The organism is Streptomyces sp. NPDC054840 (assembly GCF_053611065.1).
Window position 1 is genome coordinate 1 of sequence record NZ_JBSGZP010000798.1, and the last position, 3,055, is coordinate 3,055.

At 72.1% G+C, this 3,055-nt stretch carries 3 protein-coding genes; all 3 read right to left on the bottom strand.

What is annotated here, in order from left to right:
• Window positions 1-13 precede the first annotated feature (13 nt).
• The 3 genes from ACWGIU_RS34160 to ACWGIU_RS34170 all read right to left on the bottom strand — a co-directional run bounded on the left by ACWGIU_RS34160 (window position 14) and on the right by ACWGIU_RS34170 (window position 2,975).
• Complete coding sequence (locus ACWGIU_RS34160; protein ID WP_453711989.1) at window positions 14-748, bottom strand: hypothetical protein; 735 nt, start codon at window positions 746-748, stop codon at window positions 14-16.
• 9 nt (window positions 749-757) lie between these two features.
• On the bottom strand, window positions 758-1,462 hold the full coding sequence (locus ACWGIU_RS34165) for a hypothetical protein (RefSeq protein ID WP_453711990.1): 705 nt from the start codon (window positions 1,460-1,462) through the stop codon (window positions 758-760).
• Between the two features lie 103 nt (window positions 1,463-1,565).
• Complete coding sequence (locus ACWGIU_RS34170; protein WP_453711991.1) at window positions 1,566-2,975, bottom strand: AI-2E family transporter; 1,410 nt, start codon at window positions 2,973-2,975, stop codon at window positions 1,566-1,568.
• Window positions 2,976-3,055: the final 80 nt, after the last annotated feature.

The following is a 3,055-nucleotide window of genomic DNA, read 5'->3' on the forward strand; positions in this document are numbered from 1 at the left end:
GCACCGTGCTGTGTCAGCTCTTGCGCAGCGCGGCCATCAGTGCCCGCGCGTCCTCGACCGCCGCGGCCACCAGGGCCTCCCGGCCGGGGTCCGGCAGGGGGTCGACCTGATGGTCGGAGCCGCCCTCGCCCCTCATGTCGAATATCGTCACGTCGATCGTGAACACCGCGCCGCCGTCACGGACCCGCAGCCGCAGGCCGCCGGCCCCGGTCTCGATCCCGGGGCGGGTGACGAGGGCCTCCTGGCCGAGACCGGGCACCGACTCCCACCTGCCGCCGTCGTAGACGTACATCCGGCCGGCAGGGGTGTCGAGCGCGAACTCGACGGCCGGATCGGTCTTCTTGTGCAGTTCGACCGTGGCCCTCGTGTCGAAGGTCCCGCTGGAGGCCGGCCTGTCGCTGCCGCGGGAGCACGCCGCCCAGTCCAGCGCCGGATGCCGACTGCCCGCCTCCGGTGCGGCGTTCGGGAGGCCGCCCAGAAGTCCCTCCAGCGTCGGGGCCTTGAACTGGTCGCAGAGGTCGTCCGTGAGCCGGTAGCGGATCTCCGGCCGGGCCATCCGGTCCCCGAAGGCGTACAGTCCGCCCGCCCACAGGGCGGAGGTGGCCACCACCGCCGCCACCACCCACCACCACAGCGCCGGCCGTGACCGCGCCCGTACCGGTGACCGTCCGGGCTCGCGTTCCACGACCTCGGCCGGGGGCGCGGCCGCGGGGCCCCACTCCCCGTCGAGCTCGGGCTCCCCGATCATGTGCGCCCCCTACTGCTTGAGTGCCGCCATCAGCTCACGCATGTCCTCGATCATCGCCGCCTGCACCGCGTCGACGTCCGTGGCGGCCCGGCCGTTCGTCTCCGCGAAGGTGTCGACGCCCGCTTCGACGGTGAACACCGCTCCGCCGTCCAGCACCTTGAGGACCAGCCATTTCTCGCCGGACATCACGTTCATCACGGCACGCTCTCCGAGGTCCGGCACCGCCGCCGTGCGCACGCCGCCCGTGTAGGCGATGGTGGGGAGAGCCGGTGCGTCGAACTCGGCCGAGGGGTCCGTCTTCCTGTGCAGGTCGACCTGGGCCACCACTTCGAAGTCCGACGGCGCCCCGTCCTTCCCGGCGTTCGCCAGGCCACACCGTGCCGCGTACACGGCCGGGTGGTCGCTCTCGTGGTTCACCGGCCGCTTCCGGTGCATGTCCCCGGTGATCCCGCTCAGCGCCTGGGCCCTGAAGTCCTGGCACAGGTTCTTCGACGTCCGGTACGCGAGATCCGGCTCGGCCGGCCGGTCCCCGAAGGCGTACAGCCCGCCGCCCCACAGCGCGGACGCGACCACGGCACCGCCCAGCGCCCACAGCCACGGCCGCCGGCCCGGACCGCCCGTCGCCCGCGGACCCGGCGCGGCCCGGTCCGCCGAACGGGCCGGCTCCAGGATGTCGGTCTTCCACTCCTCGCCCAGTTCCGGATCGGTGATCATGCCTGTCCCCCCGTGTTCCTGTTTCCCCAGCGATGCCGTCGGCACGCGAATGTGTTCGATCATCGCAGCCCGGATCGCCGGAATAATCGCTTCCGGGGGGTGGTCAGGACGTGACGTGGCCCTCGCCCTCGGGGGCCACGCTCAGGGCCGTCGAACCGTGCGGGCCCGGGCCGATCATTCCGGATCCGAGGTGGTGCTGCTCCCGCGAGTACGCCCTCAGGTAGCCCACCACCGTGTTGGTGACGGCCACCAGCGGCACCGCGACGACCGCTCCGCCGATGCCCGCGATCATGCCGCCGGCGGCCACCGAGAGCACCACCGCGAGCGGGTGCACCCGTACGGCCCGGCCGAGGATGAAGGGCTGGAGCACGTGGCCCTCGATCTGCTGCACCGCCAGCACCACCAGCAGCACCATCAGGGCGGTGAACACGCCCTGGGTCACGAGCGCCACGACCACCGCGAGGGCCCCCGACACCACGGCGCCGACGAGCGGGATGAAGGCGAACAGGAAGATGAAGACGGCCAGCGGCACCGCCATCGGCACGTCCAGGAAGTAGATGCCGAGGCCGATGAAGATGGCATCGATGAGGGCGACGATGACCGTGCCGCGCACGTACGCCGTCAGCGTGCGCCAGGCGCGCGGACCGGCGCCGGCGACACCGGCGCGGGCGGCGGACGGGACCAGGCCCAGCGCCCAGTTCCAGATGCGCTTGCCGTCGTAGAGCAGGAAGAGCGTGGAGAACATCGCGAGCAGAATGCCCGTCAGGACCTCGACGAGCACCGTCACGCCCTGCAGTCCGGCGGAGGTGATCTGCTCGGTGTTGGTGCCGATGGTCTCGCTGAGGTTCTTCGCGATGTCGTTGATCTGCTTCTCGGTCACGTGGAACGGACTGTCCAGTGCCCACAGCTTGAGCTCGTTGATGCCGTCCCGGACCCGGTCGGAGAGGTCGTCGAGGTTCTCCATGACCTGCCAGACCACGAACCAGCCGACGAGCCCGATGACCACGAAGCCGAGGATCGCAGTGACGGCCGTGGCCAGACCGCGCGGCAGGCCCAGTCTGCGCAGCCGGACCACGAAGGGCTGGAGCATCGCGGTGACGAGCATGGCGGCGGCGAAGGCGAGGACGACCAGGCGGACTTCACTGATCACCTTCATCAGCACCCAGAGCATCCCGGCGAGCAGCAGCAGCCGCCAGCTGGCCTCGGCGGCGACGCGCACCCCCCACGGGACGACGCTCGCCGGGTCGGGACGCACGGGCGCGGCCGGGGCGGCGAGGTGCGGCGCGGGGACCACGGGCGGGACAACGGGCGGCGCGGGAACGGTCGTCGCGCCGGCCGTCGCGGCCGTGGACGCCTCGTGGGCCGCGCCCACCGGTGCCCGCCGGGGCCCGGCGGGGCCCGGCAGGTCACCCCTGGTCTCGGCTTCGACCTCGGCGCGCCGCTCGTTGAGCCGCGCCTCCATCCGGTTCAGCTTGTTCCCGAGCCGGCCGAGCCAGCCTTCCCTCTTCGCCATGTCGCTTTCCTTCCCCCCGCCCCCCGGTCTACGGGCTCACCTCGAAGACCGTACACGCGAGGAGCCCCGCACCGTAGGAC

Coding starts and splice junctions, on each gene's coding strand:
- ACWGIU_RS34160 (WP_453711989.1), bottom strand. CDS start 748: ATGATCGGGGAGCCCGAGCTCGACGGGGAGTGGGGCCCCGCGGCCGCG.
- ACWGIU_RS34165 (WP_453711990.1), bottom strand. CDS start 1,462: ATGATCACCGATCCGGAACTGGGCGAGGAGTGGAAGACCGACATCCTG.
- ACWGIU_RS34170 (WP_453711991.1), bottom strand. CDS start 2,975: ATGGCGAAGAGGGAAGGCTGGCTCGGCCGGCTCGGGAACAAGCTGAAC.